Origin of the sequence: Pseudomonas sp. PDM20 (genome assembly GCF_014852575.3) — a bacterium.
Classification (GTDB): Bacteria; Pseudomonadota; Gammaproteobacteria; order Pseudomonadales; family Pseudomonadaceae; genus Pseudomonas.
Map to the genome: position 1 here is coordinate 1,999,643 of NZ_CM181224.1, position 25,548 is coordinate 2,025,190.

Below are 25,548 nucleotides of genomic sequence, written 5' to 3' on the forward strand. Positions count from 1 at the left end.
CTGGCAACGATTCGTTCGAATGTCTTGTTGAAGCCAGCCTGCTCGCCAAATGGCGGAGGCGTGTTGACGCCATAAAGGTGATCTGGAGTCGGGAACGCTTCAAACAGGTGATTCAGGTAAAGAAACAGGTTTTGGGTGTGGTGCAGAAGCGCTATTCCATGACTCGCGATGAGGCCAATCGGATGGCGCAGAAGCTTTTCAGTCGGGACTGATCCTGAACTGTACCCAGCGCCGCTTTGCTTCCTATCGAGTGTTCACCCGAATCGAGGCGTCAGTATCTGCACCGTCATGGCTGACCCTGCCTTTTGTTGAAGGGGCCAAGGTTTTTGCCACGGACCCGGAGTCCTGCCTATGACATCGTTTTTTCGACGGGCCTTTGTCCGTAGCCGTTCATTCCCTCCCTGGGACAGCCTGACCCCTGTGCGCGAAGAACTGTTCGGCGTCGAGCGACTCGAACAGCATGCTCAAAGCCTGGCCCTTGCCCAGCAGGTGACTGAGCATCCGCCGTCGGTGCTGCCTCTGCATGTTCGGATGAACGACAACGCCGCTGTCCTGCTGGCGGCCTACCGGGCCAGTGCCGCTGAACTGGAGAGTGGTCATGCGGTGGTGCCCGCTGCCGAATGGTTGCTGGACAATTACCACATCGTCGAAGAGCAGATCCGCGAGATCCACGATGACCTGCCGCCGGGCTACTATCGGCAACTCCCCAAGCTCGCCGAGGGGCCGTTCGCCGGCTACCCGAGAGTTTTCGGGCTGGCCTGGGCCTTCGTCGCACATACCGACAGCCACCTGGACGTGGATCTGCTGCGGCGCTTCATCACTGCCTACCAGCACGTCCAGCCGCTGACCATCGGCGAGCTGTGGGCGGTGGCGATCACCTTGCGCATCGTGCTGATCGAGAACCTGCGACGGCTCGCCGAACAGATCGGCAGCGGCCGGGAGACCCGGGCCGACGCCGATGCGCTGGCCGACCGCCTGCTGGTAGCCGGGTGCGCCCGTTCGGCGCTGGATGCGGACATCGCTCAGCGTCCGCGGGGGCCGCTGTCCGAGCTGTTCGCCGCGCAGTTGGCCAAGCGCCTGCGCGACCAGGATCCGCGTACGACCCCCACGCTCGGCTGGCTGGAGGAGCGCTTGCGCGAGCAGGGCACCACGGTCGAAGAGGTGGTGCAACACGCGCAGCAACGCCAGGGTGCCTCGAACGTTACGGTACGCAACGTGATCACCAGCATGCGGCTGATTTCCGACATCGACTGGGCCCGGCTGTTCGAGAGCGTCAGCCTGGTGGATGCGCATCTGCGTGCCGGCAGTGCCTTTGCTGCCATGGATTTCCCAACCCGCAACCTCTATCGCAACGCCATCGAGCAATTGGCACGAGGCTGCAGGCTCAGTGAACTGCAAGTGGTCGATCAGGTACTGGAGGCCACCCACCGGGCTGCCCATGACGGACAGGAAGGTGTCGAGGCCCGCCGCGCCACCGATCCGGGCTTTCACCTGATTGCCGAGGGGCGTCCGGCGCTGGAACGTGCCATCGCGTTCCGCGCGCCGTTGCGTCTGTGCCTGAGTCGCTTCAACGTACGCCAGGGCATAGGCGGCTACATCGGCGCCATCCTGCTGCTCAGCGCCCTGTTGCTGGTGCTGGCGGCGCAGCTCCTATACCGCCCGGCACTCCCCTGGGGCTGGATACTGGCGTTCCTGCTGTGCCTGTGCGTGCCGGTGACCGAGGCGGCAACCGCCCTGATCAACCGCCTGGTCACCTGGAGCTTCGGCGCCATAACCCTGCCGGCGCTGGAACTGTTGGGCGGCGTACCGCAGGCTTTGCGTACGCTGGTCGCCGTACCGACGCTGCTGACCAGCGAGGCCGACTTGCTGGAGCAGATTGAGCGTCTGGAGGTGCACCATCTGGCGGGCATCGGCGGCGACCTGGCGTTCGTCCTGCTGCTGGATGGGGTCGATGCGCAACAGGAGGTACTGGACAGCGATGGGCCTTTGCTCGCGGTGGCGGCCGAGGCGATTGAGCGCCTGAACCGACGCTATGGCCCCGGCCCCGACGGCCAGCGCTTCTTTCTGCTCTACCGGAGTCGGCGCTTCAATGCCGCCGAGAATTGCTGGATGGGTTGGGAGCGCAAGCGCGGCAAGCTGCATGAGCTGAACCGCCTGCTGCGTGGCGCAACCGATACCAGCTTCCTGCCGGTCGCCGGGGAGCCGCCACGGGTCCCGTCCCACGTGCAACTGGTCATCACCCTCGACGCCGATACCCGCCTGCCACGGGAGGCGGCGATACGCCTGATCGGCAAGATGGCCCATCCGTTGAACCGGCCGCGCTTCGACGCGGCGCTGCAACGCGTAGTCAACGGCCACGCGGTGCTCCAGCCTCGGGTGACGCCGTCGCTGCCGATAGGCGGCGAGGGCTCGCTGTACCAGCGTGTGTTCTCTGGCCCCGCCGGCATGGACCCATACGCGGCGGCCGTATCGGACGTCTATCAGGACCTGTTCGGCGAGGGTTCCTATACCGGCAAGGGTATCTATGACGTGGATGCTTTCGAGGCCTCGCTGGCCGGCCGGGTAGGGGATAATCGCCTGCTCAGCCACGACCTGTTCGAAGGCATCTTCGCCCGCGCGGGGCTGGCCTCGGACGTCGAGGTGGTCGAGGAGTCGCCGTCGCGCTTCGACGTGGCTAGTAAGCGCATGCACCGTTGGACCCGCGGCGACTGGCAACTGCTGCCCTGGATGCTCGGGCACTGGACGGGACCGCATGCGGTCCCGCTGATCGGCCGCTGCAAGATGCTCGACAACCTGCGTCGCTCGCTGGTCTCACCCTTCGCCTTAGCTAGCCTGCTGCTCTGCTGGTGGCTGCCGCTTCCCCTGGCGCTGCTCGCCACACTGCTGGTGCTGGTCACCCAGGCGATCCCTTCTTTGCTACCGATCGCCTGCGCGCTGTTGCCGGCACGCAGGGCGATCTGCCTGCGCAGTCACTTCGCCATGCTCGGGGCCGACCTACGCCGTACTGCGCTGCAGATGCTTCTGTCGCTGGCCTTTCTGCCCAACCAGGCATGGAGCATGGGCGATGCTATTGTCCGTACCCTGTGGCGAACGTATGTCAGCCAACGGCACCTGCTGGAGTGGACCACGGCCGCGCAGTCGTCGAGCCGGCCAATGCCCGGTTGGTGCGGCAGCTACCGGCAGATGGCAGCGGGCACCACGCTGGCATTGCTGGCGGGGCTCGCCGGGCTAGCCCTGGCGCCGACGAACTGGCCGTTGGTTCTGCCGCTGACGCTGCTCTGGCTGGGCGCACCGGTTCTCGCCTGGTACAGCAGCCGGCCAACTCGTATGGCCCAGCGGCTGAGCCTGTCGCTGGAGGACGCCGAGGCCCTGCGCTTGACTGCCCGGCGTACTTGGCGTTTCTTCGAGACTTTCGTTACTCCGGCGGACAGTATGCTGCCACCGGACAATTTCCAGGAGCAGCCTAAGCCGGTACTGGCGCATCGCACCTCGCCGACCAACATCGGCCTCTACCTGCTCTCAACGGTGGCCGCGCGCGATTTCGGCTGGGCTGGCGCCCACGAGACGCTGGCGCGCTTGGAGGGCACCCTGGCGGTGCTGGAGAAACTACCGCGCAGCCACGGCCATTTCTTCAACTGGTACGGCACCCGAGACCTGCGCATCCTTGATCCGATGTACCTGTCCTCGGTAGACAGCGGCAACCTCGCCGGGCACCTGATCGTGCTCGCCAATGCCTGCGAGCAATGGTGCGACCAGCCAACGGTGGCCCAGGCGCGTCAGGGCCTGCTGGATGACCTGCAACTGGCGCTACAGGTCACCAATGGCATCGCTGGGCAGCCGCTGGTCGGTGGCGAGCCGTTGCGGCAATTGCAGGCCGAGCTGGAAGAAATCCACGTTGCCCTGAGCGGTCCGCAGGCGCTCGATGTGCTGCTGCCGAGCCTCGGGCGCCTGGCCGAGAAGGCTGCCAAGGCGGCCGGTTGCCTGGTGCCGACTGGGGAAGAGGGCGCTGTGAGCGACCTGCTGTACTGGATCGAGGCCCTGCGCAAGGCCTTGGTCGAGCACAGCCGCGATCGTCTGCCGGTCTATCGGGACGCTCTGGCGGAGCGCCTGCAGGCCGCGGCCGACACTGCCCGACGGCTGGCGCTGGAGATGGACTTCGGCTTCCTGCTCAACCCGGAACGCAAGCTACTGTCGATCGGCTATTCCGTGGACGACAATCGCCTCGACCCGAGTTGCTACGACCTGCTGGCCTCCGAGGCGCGCCTTGCCAGCCTGTTCGCTATCGCCAAGGGCGACCTACCGACCCGCCACTGGTTCCATCTGGGCCGTACCGCGACACCAGTGGCCGGTGGTTCGGCGTTGATCTCCTGGTCCGGTTCGATGTTCGAGTACCTGATGCCATCGCTGGTCATGCGCGCACCGGCCGGCAGCTTGCTGGAGCGGAGCAATTGGTGCGTGGTGGCGCAGCAGCAGGCCTATGGCACCACCCTGGGCATCCCCTGGGGCATTTCGGAGTCGGCATACAACGCCCGCGACCTGGAGTTCACCTACCAGTATTCGAATTTCGGCGTGCCGGGGCTTGGCCTCAAGCGTGGGCTGGCCGAGAACGTGGTAGTCGCACCCTATGCCACGGCACTGGCGGCGATGGTCGACCCGCAGGCGGCACAGCGCAATTTCGAACGACTGTCTGATATCGGTGCGCTCGGCCGCTACGGCTACTACGAAGCGCTGGACTTCACCCGTTCGCGGTTGCAGGACGAGGAAAGCGTGGCGATCGTGCGAAGCTTCATGGCCCACCATCAGGGCATGAGCATCGTCGCCATCGCCAATGCTCTGCAGGACGGGTGCATGCGTAGCCGCCTGCACCGCGAGCCGATGATCCAGGCCAGTGAGCTGCTGTTGCAGGAGCGCGTGCCGCGCGATGTGGCGCTGGCCCATCCGCGCGCTGAGGAGGTCACGGTGTCGGCCAGAGAGGGCCGTGGCGAGGTGTCGACGCTGCGCCGTGTCGAGGCTGCGCTCGGCGGACCGCCCATTACCCATCTGCTCTCCAACGGCCGCTACGCGCTGATGCTCACCGCCACCGGTGGCGGCTACAGCCGTTGGGGCGATATCGCCGTGACCCGCTGGCGCGAGGATGCCACCCGCGACGACTGGGGCAGCTTCATCTTCCTGCGCGACATGCAGAGCGGGGCGCTGTGGTCGCCAACCATGCAGCCCAGCGGGCAGGCGGTGGAGAACGGCGAGGTGCTGTTCGACGAGGACCACGCCGAGTTCATCCAGCGCGACGCTTCGCTGGTGACCACCCTCGATGTACTGGTGTCCGGCGAGGACGACGGCGAGGTGAGACGGGTTTCGCTGACCAACCACGGTCGCCGCCCGCGGGAAATCGAGCTGACCTCCTATGCCGAGGTGGTGCTCGCGACCCCGGCCGCCGATGCTGCCCACCCGGTGTTCTCGCGGATGTTCGTGCAGACCGAGTACCTCGCCGAGTTCGGCGCGCTGATGGCTACCCGCCGCCCGCGCTCGCCTGGTGATAAGCCGGTGTGGGCGGCGCATTTCACTGTGGTCGAGGGCGAGCTGACCGCTGAGCCGCAGTACGAGTCCGACCGCGCCCGCTTCCTCGGCAGAGGCCGCAGCTTGCGCGAAGCGCAGGCTATCCATGCGCACCGGCCGCTGTCGAATAGCCAGGGCAGTGTTCTCGACCCGATCTTCGCGCTGCGCCAGCGCCTGCGGGTGGCGCCGGGCAAGGTCGCGCGGGTGGCGTTCTGGACCCTGGTGGCGGGCTCCCGCGAGGCGCTGCTGGACCTGATCGACAAGCACCACGAGCGCAGCGCTTTCGAACGCGCCAAGACCCTGGCCTGGACCCAGGCCCAGGTAGAGCTGCGCGACCTCGGCATCGACGTCGAGGAAGCCGCGGACTTCCAGCGCCTGGCTGCGCCCATCCTGTACGCCGACCGGCGTTTCCGCGCGCCGCCCGAGGCGCTCCGGCGCGGCGCCGGGCGCCAGTCGGGGCTGTGGCCGCTAGCGATTTCCGGCGACCTGCCGATCGTCCTGTTGCGCATCGACGAGATCGAGGACCTGGCACTGGTGCGGCAATTGCTGCGTGCCCGCGAATACTGGCGCATGAAGGGCCTGGACATCGACCTGGTGATTGTCAACGAACGCGCCTCGTCCTATGTGCAGGACCTGCAGGTGGCCATCGAGACCGCCGTGCGCAGCAGCCCGTCGCGTCCGCGTGCCAACGGTCAGGCCCTGCGCGGTGGCGTGTATACCCTGCGCGCCGACCTGATGACGCTGGAAGCACGGGAGCTGCTGCAATCGGTGGCGCGGGTCAGCCTGCCGGCACGGCGCGGCTTGATCGCAGCACAGCTCAGCCACCTGCCGCCGGCCGAGCTGCGCGTGCCACCGACCAGGCATGCGCAGGCAATCGCCCCGGTCTTGCCGGCGGCCGCCGGTGAAAACGGCGAGCGGCCGGAGTTCTTCAACGGCCTGGGCGGTTTCGACCGCGACGGCCGGGAGTACCGCATCGACCTGGACGGCGAGCGCACCACCCCGGCGCCATGGATCAACGTAGTCGCTAACCCGGCTTTCGGCTTCCAGGTCTCGGCCGAGGGCAGTGGCTACACCTGGGCCGGCAACAGCCGGGACAACCAGCTCAGCCCTTGGTCCAACGACCCGGTCGTCGATCCGCCGGGCGAGGCCTTCTACATCCGCGACGAGGAGAGTCGGGCGCTGTGGAGTGTCACCGCGCAGCCGATCCGCGATGGAGGGGTCTACCACTGTGTACACGGCTTCGGTTACAGCCGCTTCAGCCATTGCGCCCACGGCATCGAGGCGGAACTGCTGCAGTACGTACCGCTGGACGATCCGCTGAAAATCTCCCGGCTGACCCTGCGCAACACCTCCGGACGCACGCGCCGGCTCTCGGTCACGGCGTACGTGGAGTGGGTGCTAGGGACCGCGCGCGGGTCATCGGCGCCGTTCATCCAGACCGAGGTGGATGCCGCCAGCGGCGCGTTGCTGGCGCGCAACCCCTGGAGTATCGCCTTTGCCGACCCGCTAGCCTTCGCCGACCTCGGCGGCCGGCAGAGCGCCTGGAGCGCCAACCGCAGCGAGTTCATCGGCTATACCGGCAGCCTGGCGGCGCCACAGGCGCTGCTGGGCTCTGTGCCATTGACCGGGGCCTGCGGCTCCGGGCTCGATCCCTGCGCGGCCCTGCAGTGCGTGGTCGAACTGGTTGCCGGCGAGTCGGTCGAGGTGCTGGGCCTGCTAGGCCAGGCCAGTTCAGTCGGTGAGGTGCGCGAACTGCTCCAGCGTTACCGCGTGGCCGACCTGGATGCGCTGCTCGCGTCGGTGACTGCGCACTGGGAAGGGCTGCTCGGCGCGGTCCGGGTGCGCACACCGGATCGCGCCATAGACCTCATGCTCAATGGCTGGCTGCTGTACCAGACCCTGGCCTGCCGCATCCATGCGCGCTCGGCGTTCTACCAGGCCAGCGGCGCCTATGGCTTCCGCGACCAGCTGCAGGACTGCCTGGCGCTGTCGTTCGCCTGCCCGGCGGAAACCCGCCGCCATCTGCTACGCGTCGCCGGCCGGCAATTCGTCGAGGGCGACGTGCAGCACTGGTGGCTGCCGCAGACGGGGCAGGGCGTGCGTACGCGGATCTCCGACGACCGGGTCTGGCTGGCCTATGCCTGTGCCAGCTACATCGAGACTTCGGGCGACAGTGCTGTACTGGATGAGTCGGTAGCCTTCATCGAAGGGCCGCAACTGCACCCCGGCGAGAGCGATGCGTTCTTCCAGCCGCTGCCGGCGGAGGAGAGCGCCTCGCTGTTCGAGCACTGCGCCCGCGCCCTCGACCAGTGCTTGGAACTGACCGGCGCCCACGGCCTGCCGCTGATCGGAGGCGGTGACTGGAACGACGGTATGAACCGCGTCGGCGCAGGTGGCCAGGGCGAGAGCGTCTGGCTGGGCTGGCTGCTTCTGCATACCTTGGAGCGCTTCGCCGCCCTGGCCGATGGCCGTGACGACGAACGTGCCGAGCGCTGGCGCGAACATGCGGGGGGGCTGCAGCACGCCCTGGAGCGCGACGCCTGGGATGGCGAGTGGTATCGCCGGGCGACCTTCGACGACGGCGCCTGGCTAGGTACGGCAGCCGGAGAGGAATGTCGGATCGACGCCATCGCCCAGTCCTGGGCGGTGCTCTCCGGCGGCGCCGACCCGGTACGCGCGGCCATCGCCATGGATGCCCTGGAGCGCTGGCTGATCCGCCAGGAAGACGGCCTGGCGTTACTGTTCACCCCACCCTTCGACCACACGCAGCGTGACCCCGGCTACATCAAGGGCTATCCGCCGGGCGTGCGCGAGAACGGCGGGCAATACACCCACGCGGCGATGTGGAATATCCTCGCGCTGGCGCGCCTGGGGGAGGGCGACAAGGCCGCCAGGCTGTTCGCGCTGCTCAACCCGATCAACCATGCGCTTACGCCGGATGCAGTGCAGCGCTACAAGGTCGAACCCTATGTGGTCGCCGCCGATGTCTATTCTGTCGCCCCGCACATCGGGCGGGGTGGCTGGAGCTGGTACACCGGCTCCGCCGCCTGGATGTACCGGGCAGGCGTGGAGGGCATTCTCGGTTTGCGCCGGGAGGGCGCGAACTTGGTCATGGACCCGTGCATCCCGAGGGACTGGCCGGGCTTCGAGGCCATTGTTTCGCTGGAAGGCTGCCGCTACGAGATCAGCCTGGTGTCCGCCGGACTGCGCTGTCGGGGAATACAGCGGGCGCTGCTCGACGACAGGCCGCTGCTTTGCGATGAGGGCACGATACGCGTCCGGCTGGAGACGGGCGAGCACCATCTACAACTGTTCCTTTGACAGCGCTTCGTTGAGGCGGGCGGCCTGGCGTCTTTCCTCGGGCGTCTGGCCATTGCCATGGGGCCGTTCGTACGCCGGCCCGACACCGGCGTAGACCACGCCTGGCTGTGCCGCCAGGGACGCGGCGACGGCGGCCGGGTTCATGCTGTCGACCATCGCGCTGGGAATCAGGATGGTCGTGCCGCGTTCCTTGGTGGTCTCGTAGATGATGTTCATCGCCCGTAACTGCAGGGCCGAGGGCTGGGTGGCATAGACCTTGGCGGCCTCGACGAAGCGCCCGGCGATTTCCGCCTCGGCCGAGCCGAGGATGATCCGCGCCTGCTTCTCGCGTTCGGCCTGGGCCTGGCGCGACATGGCATCCTGCAAGGCTTCCGGGATGGCCACGTCGCGGATTTCCACCGAGGTGACGGTCACGCCCCATTCCAGGGTCTTTTCGCCGATCTCTCGGCACAGCTGCCGGTCGGAGCTGCGGCGGTCGGAAAGCAATGCGGCGAGCATCGACGAACCGATCATCTCGCGCAGCGAGGTCTGCGCCACGCGGTCGATGGCCTGGCGGTAATCGGTGATTGCCAGCGCGGCTTTGCGGGCGTCATGCACGTGCCAGAAGATGATGGCGTCAACGTTCACTGGCACGGTATCGCGGGTCAGCGCCTGTTCGGCGTTGAAGGCGGTGGTCTGGATGCGCTCGTCGATCACCGCGACCACGCTGTCCAGCACCGGAACGATGACGAACAGGCCCGGGCCGTGGACACCCTGCAGCTTGCCGGCGCGCAGCACCACGAATTTCTGCCAGGTATTGGCCATCTTCAGTGCCTGCGAGACCACCAGGGCGCTGGCCAGCAGGGCGATGCCGGCCGCCAGGTGGTCGTTGTAGAAGAGCACGGCGCCGATGGCCGTGAGTACGGTGACGATGAACAGGGTGATGGGGTTCATGGTGGGACCTCCGACGGTGCGATGATGGGGGCTCTCTTGACGCTGCGCGTGGGGCGTTCACTCGTCTATGCGATACCCTTGGCACTGTCACTGTGCGTACAGGTGCCGCCTGGTCAGCGGCAGCGGGCTGGCGGCGCCGTCGGCGCGGCGGTTGGCGAGAATCTGGTAGATGCCGAGGCCGCCGGCTTCGAATTCCAGCGCGCTGGCCGCCATGTATAGGCGCCAGGTGCGGTAGATTGGCTCGGTGACGTGCTGCAAGGCCTCCGCGTGGTGCTGTTCCAGGCGCGCGACCCAGTGCCTGAGTGTCAGCGCGTAATGACGGCGCAGGGCCTCGACGTCGGTGATCTCGAAGTCCGCGCGCTCCATGGCGCGCTGGATGTTGCCGATGCTATCCAGTTGCCCGTCGGGGAAGATGTAGCGGTTGATGAAGCGGGTGCCGGTGGTGGTTTTCCAGCCCTCGCGGGTGTTGGTGATTCCGTGGTTGAGGAACAGCCCGCCAGGCTTGAGTTGGCGCTGCATGGTGGCGAAGTACAGCGGTAGGTTGGCCAGCCCGACGTGCTCGAACATGCCGACGCTAGCGATCTTGTCGTAGCGGGCGGCGCCTTCAAGGTCGCGGTAGTCGCACAGCTCCACCGTCACCCGGTCGTCCAGGCCTGCCTGGGCGATGCGTTCGCGGGCCAATTCCAGCTGTTTGCGGCTGAGCGTGATGCCGTGAGCGCGCACGCCGTGATAGCGGGCGGCGTGGATGATTAGCGCGCCCCAGCCGCAACCAATGTCCAGCAGTTGCTCGTCGGGTTGCAACAGCAGCTTGCGGCAGATGTGTTCGAGCTTGGCGTGTTGGGCCTGCTCCAGGCTGTCGCCGGGGTGTTCGAAGTAGGCGCAGGAATAGACCATGTCGGCGTCTAGCCAGAGGCCGTAAAAGGCATTGGAGACGTCGTAGTGAAAGGCGATGGCGTCGCGGTTCTCTTGCTTCGTATGGCTTCTCACCGGGCGCCGGTAGCCTCCGGTGAGGGTTTCGCCGCTGCCGGCACAAGGCAGCCGCAAGGCCTCCAGGCCGATGCGCAGGCGCTGGTGCCAGGGCAGTGGGTTGTCCTGCAGCAAATCCTTCATGCCGATGGCGGCGAACAGGTCGCCTTCGACGTCGATGTCGTCGCGCAAGTAGGACTCGACCAGGCGCAGTGGGTCGTGCCCCAGCACCAGAGCCTGGACCGCCGCGGGAGTACGGCAGACCAGGGTGAAGCGCGGTGCCCCGGCGTTGCCGAAATGCAGTTCGTCGCCGTCCCACAGGCGGATGGCGAAGCTCGCGCCGGTACCGCGCAGCAGGCGTTGCAACAACCGGCCCGCGGCTTCGGCGGCCAGCGAGCGTGGTGGCGCCAATCCGGCCGCCTTCACTGCGCCCGGTGTGGGCCGGCCGCGCACCAGCGCCTGGCGGTCGCTGCCCAGCAGGCGGTCCCAGAAGCCACTGGTCACCCCGTAGTGGCCAGGCTGCGCCAGCGTGCCATGGTGCCAGGCGTGGTAGCGCCGGCGCCGTGACAGCCAGCGATTGTCTATGCCGTGCCAGTGGTGCAGGGCGTGATGGGTGATTGAGTAGAGCAGGTAGCCGACGAGCACGCCGAGGGTGAGCGCCCCGGCGCGCCAGACATCGAGCAGCAGCAGGGCCGGCAGGAACACCAGCAGCGCCATCAGCGGGGCGCTGAGCAGCGCGGGTATGCCGATCAGCGCGGTGGGGCGTCGGTGATGCTGCAGGTGCCAGTCGCGAAATGGCTGCAGGCCATGCAGCACGAAGCGGTGCAGCAGGTATTCGAGCAGCGTCCAGCCAAGCAGGCCGAGCAGCGCGAGGAGCAGGCTCTGCAGACGCAGCACGGGTGGGCAGAAAGCTGCGAGCAGGCCCGCGAGGGCCAGGCTGGCCAGGCCATAGAGAATGAAGTCGGCGAGGTAGGCTGCCGGGCTGTGCTCCAACTTGAGCAGCTTCATGCTGGTCCCCGATCGGTGAGGGCGAAGGCTCGGGAATGGGCCTTCGGACTGAGCTTCTAGCATCCGTAACGGCGGCAGCGGCGGTCTGTCTGCTAGCGCACGTAGGGCAGGTCTCCGGGCGCTATCGCAGCCTTTTGCTGCGGATAAATGCGTCGGCGCACCGACGCCCGGGGGCACGCCTGTCACTGTCTCATTCCCGGTTTCCTCGCAGTTTCGCGAATCCCGGCACACAGAGGTCAGTATGAACAGAACGAACAAGCACAACCCTGGTAGCGGCCTTCCCAAGGCCGCTGAAAAGACTCATCCGCAGTCACCGACCGATACCCGCACGGAACGCACGCAGGAAACCAAGCCTGGCATGAAAAAGGCCGAGCCCAAGGAAACCTGATGGCCACAGACGTCGCCGACGTGCCGTTGTGGCGCGTATACCCGACACAGCACCTTGCACCAACCCTAGGTACGAACCTGCCGTCCTGCTGCTGCCGTGTGCTGCCGTGTGCTGCCGTGTGCTGCAGTGGGCGGCAGGTCCCAGGGACGGGGCCGCCCAGGGGCGGACGCAACGCTATCCCTGGTGGAGAAACAGCATGCACAGTTATTTCCGCAAACTGCAGGTGGCGTCCTGCATCGCCATGGCGATGGCGGCGGGCGGCCCGGCCTTCGCCGCAAGCCCGACCTCGCAAGAGGTCATGGACGCGCGGCAGGAATCGCAGATCGCCACGACTTACTCCCTGAGCCCGTACCTGCGTGACAACGGCCTCGAGGTCTCGGTGCTCGACGGCAAGGCCACCGTGCGCGGCACCGTGGAGGAAAGCACCAGCAAGGACCTGGCGACGCAGATCGCCATGGGGGTGAAGGGGATCAAGTCGGTGGACAACCAGATCCTGGTCAAGCCCGACTATCTGCCGCCGAAGCAGGATGGCGTCCGTGGTTTTGGCCAGACGATCGACGACGCCAGCATTACCACCGCGGTCAAGTCGAAGTTGCTGTGGAGCAAATACACCGATGGCCTGTCGACCAACGTCGAAACCACCGCCGGCAAGGTGACCTTGCGTGGCACCGCCACGAGTTCCGCCGCACGTACCGCGGCCGGCCGCCTGGCTTCGACCACCCAGGGTGTCGTTGCAGTGGACAACGGCATCCAGGTCAAGGCTGAACAGCCGAAAACTGCGCTGGCCACCGGCAAGAGCACGGTGAATGCCGCCGGGCAGGGCATCTCCGACAGTTGGATCACCACCAAGGTGAAATCGACCCTGCTGTATTCGCGCAACGTCAGCAGTTCGGATATTACCGTGAGCACCCACAATGGCATCGTCACCCTCAGCGGTGGGCTGGGCAGCCGAGCGGAACGGAGCCTGGCCATCGAGCTGGCGTCCAACGTGCGGGGCGTCAGGGAGGTGCAGGCGAAGGGACTGCGGTACTGATCCGCCAACTCCGGACCGGAGCCGCGCCGCTCCGGCAGGATCAGGAAGAGCGCGCGCCGTCCCCTGATGAATGACTCCGGCCTCGATGCTTTTTCCTGCGTACGTTGACGAACAGACACGCGCGCCCGGGCTGCCCAGACTGAAGCTGTCGATAGCGGAGGTGTCAAAATGCTCGAAACCATTGCGGTTCTATTGATCGTCCTGTGGGTGCTCGGGGTGGTCTCGTCGTACACTCTGGGAGGCTTCATTCACATCCTGCTGATTCTGGCACTCATGGCCGTGGTGTTCCGGGTGCTACAGGGCCGGCGGCTCTGATCTCGGGAGTCGGAGCCTAGTGCCATGCGGGTGGCTCCACGAAGGGCCATCCGCACTCACCATGAGGCAACGCCGCCATGTGGTATTCCGGCCTTCTTGATCTATCGGTGTGGCAACTGATTGCCGTCACGCTGCTGCTCACCCACCTCACCACGCTCAGCGTCACCCTCTACCTGCATCGGTACTCGGCGCACCGTTCGTTGGAATTGCATGCCGCGCTGAAACATGTGTTCCGTTTCTGGCTATGGTTGAGCACCGGAATGCTCACTCGCGAGTGGACCGCCGTCCACCGCAAGCACCACGCCCGCTGCGAAACCGCCGAAGATCCACATAGTCCGCGCTACAAGGGCCTGTCCCGGGTTGTCTGGCAAGGTGCGGAGCTGTATCGCGAAGAGGCCAGGAACCCGGAGACGCTGCGCCTGTACGGCAAGAACTGCCCGGACGACTGGCTGGAGCGGCACCTCTATAGCCGCTTCCCCAATGGCGGGGTGATGCTGATGGCGCTGCTCGACTTGGCCCTGTTCGGTGTGGCGGGCCTGACCGTATGGGCCGTACAGATGATGTGGATCGCCTTCTGGGCCGCCGGCGTGGTCAATGGCCTCGGCCATGCCGTCGGCTACCGCAACTTCGAATGCCGCGACGCCGCCACCAATTTGGTGCCCTGGGGCCTGGTGGTGGCCGGCGAGGAGCTGCACAACAACCATCACACCTATCCCAACTCGGCCAAGTTGTCGGTGAAATCCTGGGAATTCGACCTGGGCTGGGCATGGATCCGCCTGTTCAGCGGCCTGGGACTGGCCCGGGCGCTAAGGGTGGCGCCTGTCGCCTATCGGCTGCAGGGCAAGCGGAGCCTGGATGCGGACACCGCCATGGCCATCTTCAACGATCGCTTCCAGGTCATGGCGCAGTACCGCAAGCAGGTCATGGCGCCGCTGGTGGCGCAGGAGCTGGCCAATGCCGACGCCTCGCTGCGTCGCTTGATCCGGCGCGCGCGGCGGCTGCTGGGGCGCGAGCCGAGCTTGCTCGACGAGCACCAGCAGGCGCTCGTCAACGCTACGCTGGAAGTGAGTCGGGTACTGGGCGTAGCCTACGAACGGCGCATGGCTCTGCAGCGGATCTGGGCCAGGGCCGCCGGGCCAGGGCTGGGCGAGGCCATCGTGCAGTGGGTGAGCGAGGCGGAGGCCAGCCAACTGCATGCGCTGCACGAGTTCGCCGGATTGCTGCGGACCTACTCCTTGCGTCGTTGCCCCCCGGAGGGGACGGATGGCCAAGTGGGGACATAGGGCAGCAGGCGGTCGGTTTCCTTCTTCACCACCGCGTAGCACTCGCAGCTCAGCTCTTCCAGCTTGGCCCGGTCGAGCACGGTGATGCGCCCCCGGCTGTACTCGATCACCCCTTGCTTCTGCAACTTGCCGGCGGCCTCGGTGACGCCTTCGCGGCGTACGCCGAGCATGTTAGCAATCAGCTCCTGGGTCATGGTCAACTGGTTGCTCGGCAGGCGGTCAAGGGACAGTAGCAGCCAGCGGCAGAGCTGCTGGTCGATGGAGTGGTGACGGTTGCACACCGCAGTCTGGGCCATCTGGGTGATCAGCGCCTGGGTGTAGCGGAGCATCAGCTGGAGCATCTCGCCGTGGCGGTTGAACTCCTCCTTGATGCGTTGCCCGGACAACCGGTAGACATTGCCGGCGCTTTGCACGATGGCCCGGCTCGGGGTGCTTTCGCCGCCCATGAACACCGCGACGCCGATCAGGCCCTCGTTGCCAACCACCGAGATTTCCGCCGAGGCGCCGTTTTCCATCACGTACAGCAGCGAGATGATGGCGTCGGTGGGGAAGAACACGTGGCGCATGGCGTCCCCGGACTCGTAGAGAACCTTGCCGAGGGCGAGGTGCTGCAGCTCCAGGTGGGGGAACAGGCGCTCCTGCACGGTGCTCGGCAATGCGGCCAGCAAATGGTTCTGCAGGGGGGAAGGGGACTCTTGCATAGCCGTATCCTTTCTCGGTGGAAGCCTTTCACCTCACCCGCCGTTCAGCATACACCTGGCGCCGCCGTTAGCCAGTGCTCCTGGGTACGCTGGCGCACAGACCAGCACGGCTCCGGGCGTGCACGCTGGGGCTGTCATGCAACCCTGCCAGCGGTAGGGGAGGAGAATCGGCATGCTCGAAGGCATAGTGGTCGTCTTGGCTGCCCTGTGGTCGCTGGGGATGATGACCTCGCACATCCTGGGTGGTTTCATCCACGTCCTGCTGATCCTTGCGCTACTCGCCCTGGTGCTGCTGATCGAGCGGATGCTCCGGTCATAGCCGGCGAAATGGACTTTTGCAGCCCGTATTCGCCGACGCGACTTTCCACGCTGCCCGCCGAGGCGCTGCTGGAGCACCTGCAGCGTGCGGCTTTCAGCTACTTCCGGGAAAACCTAAATCCGCGTAACGGATTGGTGGCCGACACCTCGCGGCCCGACTCTCCGGTGAGCATCGCGGTGGTCGGTCTTGCCCTGAGCGCCTACCCGCTGGCGGTGCGGCACGGCTGGCTGACTCGTGTCGAAGCGCTGCGCTCCAGTCTCGCGGCATTGCGCTTCTTCGCCAGCAGCGAGCAGAGCGACGACCCCATGGCCAGCGGCTACAAGGGCTTCTACTACCACTTTCTGGATTTCCGTAGCGGCGCGCGGGCCTGGCGTTCGGAACTGTCGATGATCGACAGCGCGCTGCTGATCGCCGGGATGTTCGCCGCCAGCGAGTTCTTCAGCGGAGCCAACGCCGCGGAACACGAACTGCGCGATCTGGTCGAGCAACTCTACCGGCGGGTCGACTGGTGTTGGGCGCAGGGCGGCGAAGCGACCATCCGTCAGGGCTGGAAGCCTGAGTGTGGCTTCCTGCACTACGGCTGGGAGGGCTACAGTGAGGCCATTCTGCTGTATGTGCTGGCCCTCGGCTCGCCCAGCCAGCCGATAGCTGCCGACGGCTACCGCGCCTGGACCGCCACCTACCAGTGGGAGAACCTTTACGACCACGACTACCTGTATGCCGGGCCGCTGTTCATCCACCAGTTCTCCCATGCCTGGATCGACTTCCGCGGCATTCGCGACCCGTTCATGGGCGAGAAACGCTCGGATTACTTCGAGAACAGCCGGCGTGCCACCTACATCCAGCGCGAGTACGCGCGGCACAACCCACACGGGTTTGCCGGCTACGCGGAAAACTGCTGGGGCCTGTCGGCTTGCGACGGGCCGAGCGACGAACAGACCGACCAAGCCAACGAACGCCGCCGGCTGTTCGGCTATGCCGCCCGCGGCGTGCCTTACGGCCCCGATGACGGTTCACTGTCGGCGCCGGCGCTGCTGGCGTCGTTGCCCTTCGCCGCAGAAATCGTTCTGCCAGCACTACGGCACATGCTCGCGTGCTACCCGGAAATGTGCCGCGAAGGGCGCTTGGCCAGCAGCTTCAACCCAGGCCTGGCTGGAGCCGATGGGCGTGCCTGGGTGTCTGCCGGGCAGTTTGGATTGGACCAGGGCATCGTCCTGCTGATGATCGAGAACCACTGCAACCAGGGGCTCTGGCAGCTGATGCGGCGCTCACCCTATCTGCGCACCGGCCTACGTCGCGCCGGTTTCCAGGGCGGCTGGCTGGTGCATGGGGAGCGAACTGATGGCCGACGATGACCGGCCTCCGCAAGCTGCCGCCAAGACGGGCCTGGTGACCAACGTGCCCCCACTGCATTGGCGCAACCCCCGCGCCAGCGGGCGCTACCACTTGGTGATCGTTGGTGCCGGTCCGGCCGGCCTGGCTGCCGCGAAAATCGCGCTGGCGCTGGGGGCGCGAGTGGCCCTGGTGGAACGCCGGCTGATCGGCGGCGATTGCCTGAACGATGGCTGCGTGCCCTCGAAGACGTTGATCCGTACGGCCCGTCTGTACGCCGAGATGCGCGATGCGCAGCGCTATGGCGCGCGAATACCAGGGGATATCCAGGTCGATTTCGCCGCGGCGATGGCACGCGTACGGCATATTCGCGGCCACCTGAGCGCGGCGGAGTCGGCGCTGCGCTTGCGCGCGCTGGGCGTCGAATTGTTCTTCGGCGAGGCGTGTTTTGTCGACTCCGATACGCTGGCAGTCGAGGGGCAGCTGCTGCGCTTCCGCAAGGCTCTGGTCGCCACCGGTGCCCGGCCTAGTGTGCCGCTGATTCCCGGTCTGGCAGAGGCCGGCTACCTGACCAACGAGAACGTCTTCGACCTCCTCGACCTGCCACGGCGGTTGCTGGTGATTGGTGGCGGCCCGCTGGGCTGCGAGCTGGCCCAGGCCTTTTGCCGTCTCGGCTCACGGACCACCATCGTTCAGGACATGCCGCTGTTCCTCGGTAACGAAGAGCGCGATGCCGCGCAGCTGCTGTCCGACGCCTTCGCCCGCGACGGCATCGCGGTGTGCCTGAACACCCAGATACTGGGCGTGTGCGCGGTGGCGGGGGAGAAGCGCGTCGAGCTGCTCTGCGACGACTATCGGCACACGCTTGCGGTCGACACCATCCTCACCGGCATTGGCCACTCGCCGAACGTGCAGGGGCTAGGTCTGGCAGCCGCTGGCATCGACCACGGCGCCGTTGACGGCATCCGCGTCGACGATTTCCTTTGCACCAGCAACCCGAATGTCTACGCTGCCGGCGATGTCTGTCTGGAACACAAGTACACCCATACGGCGGCGGCCTCGGCACACATCGCCGTGCACAACGCGCTGTTCCGCGGCCGCCGGCGGATGAGCGCATTGGTCGTGCCCTGGTGCACCTTCACCGACCCGGAGATCGCCCATGTCGGGCTCTATGTGCGCGAGGCCAACGAGCGGGGCATCCCGGTGAAGACCTTCACCATCCCGATGCACGAGGTTGACCGTGCGGTAACCGACGGCGAAACCGACGGTTTCGTGAAAATCCACGTCGGCGAAGGCAGCGACCGGATCCTCGGCGCGACCATAGTCGCCCGGCATGCCGGCGACATGATCAACGAGGTCACCTTGGCCATGGTTGCGGGCATTGGCCTGCGTAGCCTGTCCAGGGTGATGCATGCCTACCCGACCCAGGCCGAGGCGATCCGCATGGCGGCCGACGCCTACACTCGGACTCGCCTGTCGGCCCGGATCAGGGCGCGCCTGATGCGCTGGCTGGAGCGTTGAACGATTACCCACGGCCCGCAAGGAGGACTTCCCATGAAAATCGGCATGATCGGACTGGGGCGCATGGGCGCCAACATGGCCCAGCGCCTGCGGCGCGGCGGGCACCCGGTGGTCGGCTTCGATCCCAGGATCGAGGCCCGCAAGGCCCTCGAAGGGCAGGGCGCGCAAACCGCGGAGTCCCTCGCCGCACTGGTAGCAAAGTTGCAGCCGCCGCGGGTGCTCTGGCTAATGGTCCCTGCCGGCGAGGTCACCGACGCCACCCTGGATGGCCTGCTGCCGCTGCTGCAGGCCGGTGATACGCTGGTTGACGGCGGCAACTCCCACTACCAGGACAGCCTGCGCCGGGCCGCGACCTTCGCTGGACATGGCATCGGCTACGTGGATTGTGGCACCAGCGGCGGCGTCTGGGGCCTAGCTGAGGGCCACAGCCTGATGATCGGTGGCGACGAGGCGGTGGTGGAGCGCCTGTACCCGCTGTTCGAATGCCTGGCGCCGGTGCCTGACCGCGGCTGGGGATGCGTTGGCCCTGCCGGGGCAGGGCACTTCGCCAAGATGGTGCACAACGGCATCGAATACGGCTTGATGCAGGCCTATGCCGAAGGTTTCTCGATCCTGCGCCACAAGTGCGAATTCGACCTCGACCTGCAGCAGTTGGCGGATATCTGGAGCCATGGCAGCGTAGTACGTTCCTGGTTGCTGGAGCTGACCGCCAAGGCCTTGGCGGAACACCCGGGCCTACACGACATCGCGCCCTACGTCGCCGACTCCGGCGAGGGCCGCTGGACGGTGGACGAGGCCATCGCTCTGGGCGTGCCGGCACCGGTCATCACCCACGCGCTGATCGCCCGGCTACGTTCGCGCGACCCCGAGTCCTTCGCCGATCGCCTGCTGGCGGTGCTGCGCAACCAGTTCGGTGGCCACGAGCTCAGGAAGGAATAGGGCCTGTGTGGCAGCGGGCGAGCAGCGCCTCGGCGCGGGCACAGACGTTGTCCACGCTGAAGCCGTATTCGTGCAGCAACACCTCGGCCGGCGCCGAGGCACCGAAACGCTCGACGCCGAGCATCTCGCCGTGGGCGCCGATGTATCGCTCCCAGCCCTGGCGCACGCCCAACTCGACCGCCAGCCGTGCCGTTACCTGAGACGGCAGCACAGCCTCGCGCTCGGCCTGAGGTAGCGCTTCGAACAGTTCCCAGCAGGGCATCGAGACGCAGCGCACGGCGATGCCTTTGCCCGCCAGGCGCCTGGCGGCGGCGAGGATCAGCGTTACCTCCGAGCCACTGGCCAGGAGGATCAGTTCGGGCGGACCGGTCACCGGGTCGCTGAGCACGTAGGCGCCTTGCCTGAGCCCCTCGGCGGCGGCGTAGCGCATGCGGTCGAGTGTCGGCAGCGCCTGCCGACTGAGCACCAGTAGCACCGGGCGGTCGCGGGTCTCGACGGCGACCCGCCAGGCCACAGCAGTTTCGTTGGCGTCGGCCGGTCGGATCAGCAGCAGGCCGGGGATCGCCCGCAGGCTGGCCAGATGCTCCACCGGTTGGTGGGTCGGGCCGTCCTCGCCAAGGGCCACGCTGTCGTGGCTGAACACGTGGACCAGGTGCAGGCCCATCAGCGCCGCCAGGCGCAGCGCTGGGCGCAGGTAGTCGGAGAACACCAGGAAGGTTGCTCCGTAGGCGATGAAGCCGCCGTGGGCAGCCAGGCCGTTGAGCATGGCGCCCATGGCATGTTCGCGCACGCCGAAGTGCAGGTTGCGCCCCGAGCGGCTCCAGCCGGCGCTATCGGAGCCTTGCAGGTCTTCGCCCGCTGCCGGCGCCGCGTTGAAGTCGCCCAGCCCCTTGAGAGCAGTCCGAGTCGAGGGATCGAGGTCGGCGGAACCGCCGGCCAGTGCCGGCAGCCGCGCGGCGATGGCGTTCATGACTTGGCCGGAGGCATCGCGACTGGGTAGGCCGCTGGCGTCGGTGGGAAACACCGGAATGTCGGCGTCCCAGTCGGTCGGTAGTTGCGCATCGAGGCGTTGCGCCAGCTCCTTGGCCAGCACCGGGAAGGCCTGCGCGTAGGCCGCCATGCGTTGGCGCCAGGCCACCTCGTCACCGGCACCGCGTTGCAGGGCCAGGCGGAAGTGCGTGAGGACTACGTCCGGGATGAGAAACGCCGGTTGCGCAGGCCAGCCCAACCTGGCTTTGGTCAGGCGCACGCCCTCGACCCCCAGCGGCGCGCCGTGGGCTTTGAAACTGTCCTGCTCGGGCGAGCCATAGCCGATGTGCGTGCGCACCAGGATCAGCGAGGGGCGGGAAACCTGCGCCTGGGCGGCGCGCAGGGCGGCCTCCAACTCGTCGAGGTCGTTGCCGTCCTCGACCGCCTGGGTGTGCCAGCCATAGGCGGCGAAGCGCTGTGCGCGATCCTCGCTGAAGGCGATGGCGGTACCGGCGGACAGGGTCACGCTGTTGTCGTCGTATAGGCAGGTGAGCTTACCCAGGGCGAGATGCCCGGCCAGCGAGGCGGCCTCGCTGGCTACGCCCTCCATCAGGTCGCCGTCGCTGACCAGGGCGAAGGTGCGATGGTCGATCACGCTGTGCCCGGGGCGGTTGTAGCTCGCGGCCAGTTGCGCCTCGGCCACGGCCATGCCCACCGCGTTGGCCAGGCCCTGGCCGAGCGGCCCGGTGCTGATTTCGACGCCGGCGGTATGGCCGCGCTCGGGGTGGCCAGGAGTCTGGCTGCGCCATTGGCGGAAGCGCTGCAACTGCTCCAGGGACAGGTCATAGCCGCTGAGGTGCAGCAAGGCGTAGAGCAACGCCGAGCCATGCCCGGCGGAGAGGACGAAACGGTCGCGGTCGGGCCAGTCCGGGTTGCCCGGGTTGGTTTTCAGCCAGCGGGTCCACAGTACGTAGGCCATGGGGGCGGCGCCCAGTGGTAGGCCGGGATGGCCGCTGTTGGCCCGTTGCACCATGTCCACCGCGAGGAAACGCAGGGTATCGATGCATTGCCGATCGAGGACGCTGGGCATGATTGCCTCCGCAGCCGGGGTTCAAGGGCTCGTGAGCGCGCTGTCGACCATGCCCTGCGCCTGCTGCAGGATGGCCTGCAGGTGAGCTGGGTCCTTGAAGCTCTCGGCATAGATCTTGTAGATCGCTTCGGTGCCGGATGGTCGCGCCGCGAACCAGCCGCTGGCGGCGCATACCTTGATGCCGCCGATCGGCGCCTGGTTGCCCGGCGCGCGGTCGAGCACCTGGGTGATCTTCTCGCCGGCCAGTTCGCCGGCGTTCAGCCGGACCGCCGAGAGCTTCGCCAGCCGCGCCTTTTGCTCGGCGCTGGCCGGCGCCTCGACGCGGTCGGCCAGCGGGTCGCCGAGCGCGTCGGCGATCTCGCGGTAGCGCTGGCCGGGGTCGCGGCCGCTGCGCGCGGTGAGTTCCGCAGCCAGCAGGGCCGCGACCATACCGTCCTTGTCGGTGGTCCAGACCGTGCCATCCTGGCGCAGGAAGGAGGCTCCTGCGCTTTCCTCGCCGGCGAAGCCCAGAGCACCGTCGAGTAGGCCGTCGACGAACCATTTGAAGCCCACCGGCACCTCGTACAGGCGCCGCCCGAGGTGGGCTGCCAGGCGGTCGATCAGCGCGCTGCTGACCAGAGTCTTGCCGACGGCCGCCGAGGGGGGCCACAGTGGGCGGTGGCGGAACAGGTAGTCGATCATCACCACCAGGTAATGGTTCGCCGGCAGCAACCCGCTGCCGCGGGTGACGATGCCGTGGCGATCATGGTCGGTATCGCAGGCGAAGGCCAGGTCGTAGCGGTCCTTGAGGGCCAGCAGACGTTGCATGGCGTAGGGTGAGGAGGGGTCCATGCGGATCCTGCCGTCCCAGTCCAGCGGCATGAAGCCGAAGGTCGGGTCGACGGTTTCGCTGACCACGTCGAGGTCCAGGCGGTAGCGCTCGGCGATGGCCCGCCAGTAATGCACTCCGGCGCCGCCGAGCGGGTCCACACCCAGGTGCAGACCGGCGGCGCGGATCGCGGCGAAATCGATGGTCCGGACCAAATCATTGACGTAGGTGTGGAGGAAGTCGTGGCCATGGGTGTTGGCGGCGAGGCGGGCGCTGCTGAAGGGCATCCGCCGCACGCCATGCAGGCCACTGGAGAGTAGGGCGTTGGCGCGGGCCTCGATCCAGCCGGTGACCTCGTCGGCAGCCGGGCCGCCGTCGGGCGGGTTGTACTTGAAGCCGCCATTGTCCGGCGGGTTGTGCGACGGAGTGATGAGAATGCCGTCGGCCAGCGCACTGCCGCGCCCGCGGTTGTATGCCAGGATGGCATGGGACACGGCGGGCGTCGGGGTGAACTCGCCACCCTTGGCGATCATGCTTTCCACGCCATTGGCGGCGAGCACTTCCAGCGCGCTCTCGAATGCCGGCTGCGACAGCGCGTGGGTGTCCGCGCCGAGGTATAACGGGCCGTCGATGCCCTGCAGCCTGCGGTAGTCGCAGATGGCCTGGCTGATCGCCAGCACGTGCCACTCGTTGAAGCTGCGCTCGAACGGGATGCCGCGGTGCCCGGAGGTGCCGAAGGCGACCCGCTGCGCCGGTTCCGCCGGATCGGGGCGCAGGTCGGCGTAGGCGGCGAGCAGGGCGGCGACGTCGACCAGCGACGCGGCGGGGGCCAACTGTCCGGCCAGGGGGCTGATGCCGTTGCTCATGGGAGGGGCTCCTGTAACTGGCCAGCGTGCCGGGGCAGACTGCCGGCCGAGACCTTGCCCGGCTCGGTGTCCCGCCGGTCGAGGTCGTGCAGTTGCTGGGCCGGTATCATGGCATGTCCTCGTTGGCCGCCAGGTCGGTCGCTGCGGCGATGCTCAGGTCCGACATGTTCAGTGCGCAGAGGTCGCCGATGCGTTCGACACTGATGTCCGCCGCTGGTGAGATGCGGCGGTTGATGGCTTCGGCAGCATAGTGGCCCTGGCGGACGAACAGAATGGTCAGGCGTGAACCCATGGCGCGTTTCATCGCTGCCAGCAGCAGTGGCTTGTCGTCGATCATCACGTAGTGGCGGGCCGGGAAGCGGCGCTGCATAGCCGCGAGCATGCGTTCCTTATGAACGTAGATCAGGACTTGGCCACCGACTGCCTCCCACAGCCCGGAGCATTGGATCTTCCGTGGCTGGAAGACCATGTCGCCATCGGACAGCAACGCCGTCTGGCCCAGCGTGCGTAGGTGCGCGAGCAGGGCCATGGCGCCGGGATACAGCCGTGCGCGGAACGGATAGTCGAGCAGGAAGCTGGACATCCGCAGCAACTCCTCCTCGTTGTCGCAGCCGTTGCGCAGGTGCTGCACGGCGCCCAGGTAATCGGCATAGCCGAGCTGGCTGCGCAACTCGTCGAAGGCCCTCCAGTAGCGCTTGCTCTGCTCACTGCCAAAGGCCTGGACGAGGTGCGCTGAGAGGTCGTCGATGAAGCGGTCGTTGTCGAGCAGGGTGTTGTCGACGTCGACGAGGAAGACCAGTGGGACCGGTTTCAGCATGGCGAAAGGGCCTCCGCTTGCGGGTCGTACCAGTCGTCGCCACTGTCCAGCACGCTGGCCGCGGCCGCAGGTCCCCAACTGCCGGTGGCGTAAGTGTGCAGCACGCCTGGCTGGCACAGCATAGGCTCGACCACGCGCCAGGCCGCCTCGACGCACTCGTCTCCGCTGAACAGGGTGGCATCGCCGCGCAGGGCGTCGCCGAGCAGGCGTTGATAGGGTAGCTCCTCATTGCCTGGGGCATGGTGCGCCACTAGTTCCACGGTCTCTCCGCGCATCGCTTCGCCAGGGCGTTTGACGTAGGCGCCGGTAGCGAGAGTGACCTGCGGGCCGAGGCGGAAGCGGAAATAGTTCGGGCGGGCCTTCGGGCGCGCGTCGAACACTGCCAGCGGTGGGCGTTTGAGCGTCACCAGGACTTCGCAGACAGTCAGTGGCAGGCACTTGCCTGCACGGATGTAGAAGGGGACGCCGGCCCAGCGCCAAGTATCGATGTACAGGCGTAGGGCGGCGAAGGTCTCCACCTGGGAGTGCGCCGCGACGCCCGGCTCGTCCCGGTAGCCGTGGAATTGGCCGCGTACCGCCTGCGCCGTGTCGATCGGGCGCATGGCCTGCAGCAGCCGCAGCTTCTCGGCGCGCATCGAGCGGCTGTCGGTACCCTGCGGCGCATCCATGGTCAGCAGGGCGATGACTTGCAGCAGGTGGTTCTGCACCACGTCGCGAATCGCTCCGACTTCTTCGTAGAAATGGCCGCGGCCTGGCACGCCGAAGCGCTCAGCCAGGGTGATCTGTACGTTGTCGATGTAGCTGCGGTTCCACACCGGTTCGAGGAAGGCGTTGGCGAAGCGGAAGTACAGCAGGTTCAGCAGCGCCTCCTTGCCCAGGTAATGGTCGATGCGAAAGATCGCTGGCTCGGGGAAGACTTCGCGCAGCGAGCGGTTCAGCGCCTGGGCGGAGCGCAGGTCGTGGCCGAAGGGTTTCTCCAGGACCACCCGGGCGTTGCCGGCGCAGCCGGATTCAGCCAGGGCCCGGGCCACGCTGTCGAACAGGCTCGGCGGGATGCCCAGGTAGTACAGCGGCCGGACCGCGTCGCCCAAGGCTTGCCTGAGCCGGGCATAGGTCTGCGCATCGTCGTAGTCGCCATCGATGTAGCGCAGGCGGCTGCATAGTCGGACGAAGGCGTCGCGATCGATTCCACCGTGTTCTTCGAGACTGGTGCGCACCCATTCCTGCAACTGCCCCGAAGTCCAGCCCGCGCGGGCGATGCAGATGACCGGCATGTCCAGTTCGCCGGCACGGGTGAGAGCCTGCAGAGCCGGGAAGATTTTCTTTTGCGCCAGGTCGCCCCGCACGCCGAAAAAGACGAAAGCATCCGAATGGTCGGTCGGCATC

At 66.9% G+C, this 25,548-nt stretch carries 15 protein-coding genes; 8 read left to right on the forward strand and 7 right to left on the reverse strand.

Annotation, left to right across the window (positions count from 1 at the left end; genetic code table 11):
* Positions 1 to 420: 420 nt before the first annotated feature.
* Positions 421 to 8,874 (forward strand): glycoside hydrolase family 94 protein, encoded by an 8,454-nt coding sequence (locus tag IB261_RS09500; protein ID WP_318653050.1) that lies wholly within the window; start codon positions 421 to 423, stop codon positions 8,872 to 8,874.
* On the opposite strand, the gene IB261_RS09505 is transcribed toward IB261_RS09500, so the two are convergent.
* Together IB261_RS09505 and IB261_RS09510 are read right to left on the reverse strand one after the other, a co-directional pair.
* A complete protein-coding gene (locus tag IB261_RS09505; protein WP_082996389.1) occupies positions 8,857 to 9,807 on the reverse strand; it encodes a slipin family protein in 951 nt (316 codons plus the stop codon). The two genes, IB261_RS09500 and IB261_RS09505, sit on opposite strands and share 18 nt — an antisense overlap.
* Positions 9,808 to 9,894: 87 nt before the next feature.
* A complete protein-coding gene (locus IB261_RS09510) occupies positions 9,895 to 11,781 on the reverse strand; it encodes a class I SAM-dependent methyltransferase (RefSeq protein ID WP_160329389.1) in 1,887 nt (628 codons plus the stop codon).
* Positions 11,782 to 12,365: 584 nt separating this feature from the next.
* Between IB261_RS09510 and IB261_RS09515 the strand changes: the two genes are divergently transcribed.
* From IB261_RS09515 to IB261_RS09525, 3 genes are all read left to right on the forward strand, one after another.
* A complete protein-coding gene (locus tag IB261_RS09515) occupies positions 12,366 to 13,202 on the forward strand; it encodes a BON domain-containing protein (RefSeq protein ID WP_192382124.1) in 837 nt (278 codons plus the stop codon).
* Between the two features lie 168 nt (positions 13,203 to 13,370).
* The gene (locus tag IB261_RS09520) at positions 13,371 to 13,517 is read left to right on the forward strand and encodes a lmo0937 family membrane protein (protein ID WP_141679854.1); all 147 of its coding nucleotides are present in this window, start codon (positions 13,371 to 13,373) and stop codon (positions 13,515 to 13,517) included.
* 77 nt (positions 13,518 to 13,594) lie between these two features.
* Complete coding sequence (locus IB261_RS09525; RefSeq protein ID WP_192382126.1) at positions 13,595 to 14,800, forward strand: DesA family fatty acid desaturase; 1,206 nt, start codon at positions 13,595 to 13,597, stop codon at positions 14,798 to 14,800.
* Here the strand turns inward: IB261_RS09525 and IB261_RS09530 are convergent.
* A complete protein-coding gene (locus IB261_RS09530; protein ID WP_192382128.1) occupies positions 14,746 to 15,501 on the reverse strand; it encodes a Crp/Fnr family transcriptional regulator in 756 nt (251 codons plus the stop codon). The two genes, IB261_RS09525 and IB261_RS09530, sit on opposite strands and share 55 nt — an antisense overlap.
* Before the next feature lie 172 nt (positions 15,502 to 15,673).
* Here IB261_RS09530 and IB261_RS09535 point away from each other — a divergent pair, with 172 nt between their 5' ends.
* From IB261_RS09535 to gnd, 4 genes are read left to right on the forward strand one after another with little or no spacing between them, the layout of a single operon-like run.
* The gene (locus tag IB261_RS09535; protein ID WP_192382130.1) at positions 15,674 to 15,820 is read left to right on the forward strand and encodes a lmo0937 family membrane protein; all 147 of its coding nucleotides are present in this window, start codon (positions 15,674 to 15,676) and stop codon (positions 15,818 to 15,820) included.
* Positions 15,821 to 15,828: 8 nt separating this feature from the next.
* Positions 15,829 to 17,175, forward strand: coding sequence for a glucoamylase family protein (locus IB261_RS09540; protein WP_058487460.1), 1,347 nt, complete (start codon positions 15,829 to 15,831; stop codon positions 17,173 to 17,175).
* On the forward strand, positions 17,162 to 18,673 hold the full coding sequence (locus IB261_RS09545) for a mercuric reductase (RefSeq protein WP_225605998.1): 1,512 nt from the start codon (positions 17,162 to 17,164) through the stop codon (positions 18,671 to 18,673). Before IB261_RS09540 ends, IB261_RS09545 begins: the two co-directional genes overlap by 14 nt.
* Before the next feature lie 33 nt (positions 18,674 to 18,706).
* Positions 18,707 to 19,612: a phosphogluconate dehydrogenase (NAD(+)-dependent, decarboxylating) gene (gene gnd, locus IB261_RS09550; protein WP_192382134.1), complete on the forward strand. Its 906-nt coding sequence runs from the start codon at positions 18,707 to 18,709 to the stop codon at positions 19,610 to 19,612.
* Here gnd and tkt read toward each other — a convergent pair.
* From tkt to zwf, 4 genes are all read right to left on the reverse strand, one after another.
* Entirely contained in the window at positions 19,599 to 21,671 is a 2,073-nt protein-coding gene (tkt, locus tag IB261_RS09555) for a transketolase (protein WP_192382137.1), read from the reverse strand. The two genes, gnd and tkt, sit on opposite strands and share 14 nt — an antisense overlap.
* 21 nt (positions 21,672 to 21,692) lie before the next feature.
* A complete protein-coding gene (gene pgm, locus IB261_RS09560; protein ID WP_192382139.1) occupies positions 21,693 to 23,345 on the reverse strand; it encodes a phosphoglucomutase (alpha-D-glucose-1,6-bisphosphate-dependent) in 1,653 nt (550 codons plus the stop codon).
* A 106-nt stretch (positions 23,346 to 23,451) separates the two neighbouring features.
* Positions 23,452 to 24,162 carry an HAD family hydrolase gene (locus IB261_RS09565; protein WP_192382141.1) on the reverse strand — a complete coding sequence of 237 codons (711 nt, stop codon included), beginning with the start codon at positions 24,160 to 24,162 and terminating at the stop codon, positions 23,452 to 23,454.
* The gene (zwf, locus tag IB261_RS09570; RefSeq protein WP_192382143.1) at positions 24,156 to 25,547 is read right to left on the reverse strand and encodes a glucose-6-phosphate dehydrogenase; all 1,392 of its coding nucleotides are present in this window, start codon (positions 25,545 to 25,547) and stop codon (positions 24,156 to 24,158) included. Before zwf ends, IB261_RS09565 begins: the two co-directional genes overlap by 7 nt.
* Between the last annotated feature and the right edge of the window lies 1 nt (position 25,548).

Coding starts and splice junctions, on each gene's coding strand:
- IB261_RS09525 (WP_192382126.1), top strand. CDS start 13,595: ATGTGGTATTCCGGCCTTCTTGATCTATCGGTGTGGCAACTGATTGCC.
- IB261_RS09530 (WP_192382128.1), bottom strand. CDS start 15,501: ATGCAAGAGTCCCCTTCCCCCCTGCAGAACCATTTGCTGGCCGCATTG.
- IB261_RS09505 (WP_082996389.1), bottom strand. CDS start 9,807: ATGAACCCCATCACCCTGTTCATCGTCACCGTACTCACGGCCATCGGC.
- IB261_RS09535 (WP_192382130.1), top strand. CDS start 15,674: ATGCTCGAAGGCATAGTGGTCGTCTTGGCTGCCCTGTGGTCGCTGGGG.
- IB261_RS09510 (WP_160329389.1), bottom strand. CDS start 11,781: ATGAAGCTGCTCAAGTTGGAGCACAGCCCGGCAGCCTACCTCGCCGAC.
- IB261_RS09515 (WP_192382124.1), top strand. CDS start 12,366: ATGCACAGTTATTTCCGCAAACTGCAGGTGGCGTCCTGCATCGCCATG.
- pgm (WP_192382139.1), bottom strand. CDS start 23,345: ATGAGCAACGGCATCAGCCCCCTGGCCGGACAGTTGGCCCCCGCCGCG.
- IB261_RS09565 (WP_192382141.1), bottom strand. CDS start 24,162: ATGCTGAAACCGGTCCCACTGGTCTTCCTCGTCGACGTCGACAACACC.
- gnd (WP_192382134.1), top strand. CDS start 18,707: ATGAAAATCGGCATGATCGGACTGGGGCGCATGGGCGCCAACATGGCC.
- IB261_RS09545 (WP_225605998.1), top strand. CDS start 17,162: ATGGCCGACGATGACCGGCCTCCGCAAGCTGCCGCCAAGACGGGCCTG.
- tkt (WP_192382137.1), bottom strand. CDS start 21,671: ATGCCCAGCGTCCTCGATCGGCAATGCATCGATACCCTGCGTTTCCTC.
- IB261_RS09520 (WP_141679854.1), top strand. CDS start 13,371: ATGCTCGAAACCATTGCGGTTCTATTGATCGTCCTGTGGGTGCTCGGG.
- zwf (WP_192382143.1), bottom strand. CDS start 25,547: ATGCCGACCGACCATTCGGATGCTTTCGTCTTTTTCGGCGTGCGGGGC.
- IB261_RS09540 (WP_058487460.1), top strand. CDS start 15,829: ATGGACTTTTGCAGCCCGTATTCGCCGACGCGACTTTCCACGCTGCCC.